The organism is Ulvibacter sp. 2305UL32-6 (genome assembly GCF_058148545.1).
The window spans coordinates 1-1,358 of sequence record NZ_JBYVKA010000031.1 but is presented as its reverse complement, the minus strand read 5'-3'; the positions used below and the strand labels follow the sequence as shown (position 1 = coordinate 1,358).

Here is a 1,358-nt window from a genome sequence, read left to right as displayed (position 1 = left end):
ACGCTAGTGGCGGTTCTTGGCTAGTTTTTGCTCTACCAAATTTGCGGAGCAAATGTTGGCAGCTGCGGAGCAGCGTGAGACTCGGAAGCAAAAAACGTAGCCGCTTACGAGTGTTATCCGAAATAAATATACGTTTTTAAATTGTAGGAATTAAAATTTCTGAACCAACTTAGCCATTAGCGATATACGTTGTTGGCAATAGTTTTATTCTCTTTTTCCATACCATTCTAATTCATCTCGCCAATTTGTTTTTTGGTAATTCACTTCTTCGTTAGTATATATTCTGAAAAATTTCTCAAAGCCTGTTTGTCTTATTATAGTTTTTATGGAATCAATTTCTCTTTCTTGAACATTTTTATCAATTACTAAATTAAAATGTAAGTCAGAATTTGACCCTTCTTTTGATTTCCAAGACAGATAATCATAGCAATATATTTTTAGATCTTCTAAACCGTCTAGTTTATTATTGTCTGATATCACAATTAACTTCTTGTCTCGAAATCCAACATAAATATTTAAGCCAATAGATTCATTTGGTTCTGAAATCAAATCATCACTAGTAGGTAACTTAAGTGAAATTCGATTTTGCCTTTCAAGATAATCAAAAGCATTTTCGATTCTAAAAACTGTAAATGTCGCTATGCCATCAGCTGATTTCTCTGATTTTTTGCTCATCATTAGAGAGTCTCCAGAGCTACTCAAACTATAGTCAAATTTTATATCTTTTAAACCAAACTTTTCGAAACCTAGATAGGGCTTAAGATAGAGTTTTTGCTCTTCAACCTCCCAAGAGTTAATGTAAGTCGTTCCTAATTCTGTTACTATTAAAGAATCCGAATAGAATTCTAATTCAAGGGGGCCTGTTGAGCCATATGGATCACTCCAATTTCCAATCAGTTTACTTTTCTCTTGATTGTAATTACAACTTTGGAGCGTAATAAGAACCAAGAATATTTTTAGAGTTTTTATTAATTCAGATTTCATTCAGTTCTTAGAAGTCCGAATTCGTGTTTTCCGTTTCTATTAGTTAATATTCCATTTAGAGTGTCTTTATTACCAGATAATTCATAGTCAATTACGATTTTGTCAATAATGTTAACAATTTTTCCAAGTGAATCCCAATAGTAAGTCGGATAGTCAAATTCAATTTTCGAGGCAGTTGCTCGCCATTCAACTTTGTTTTTATCTTCTGTTCCAACAATTAGGCTATCAGGATAAAATTCCCACGTAGCATATTCGTTTTCAATTTCATACCATTTTCCATTTAACATTTTTTCAGCAGAGTTTTGTCCACAGGAAAAAAACAAAATGAAAGTCAATAATATTGGTATGTAGAGTAGTTTTTTCAAATTATTGCC

At 32.2% G+C, this 1,358-nt stretch carries 2 protein-coding genes; both read right to left on the bottom strand.

Translation table 11 applies throughout. The features are described from left to right. Nucleotides 1-204 precede the first annotated feature (204 nt). The gene (locus ACY2RU_RS17520; protein ID WP_490139778.1) at nucleotides 205-984 is read right to left on the bottom strand and encodes a hypothetical protein; all 780 of its coding nucleotides are present in this window, start codon (nucleotides 982-984) and stop codon (nucleotides 205-207) included. Next, nucleotides 981-1,358, bottom strand: a 378-nt coding sequence (locus tag ACY2RU_RS17515; protein WP_490139777.1) for a hypothetical protein, incomplete at its 5' end; no start/stop codon positions are given. The genes ACY2RU_RS17515 and ACY2RU_RS17520, both read right to left, overlap by 4 nt.

Coding starts and splice junctions, on each gene's coding strand:
- ACY2RU_RS17520 (WP_490139778.1), bottom strand. CDS start 984: ATGAAATCTGAATTAATAAAAACTCTAAAAATATTCTTGGTTCTTATT.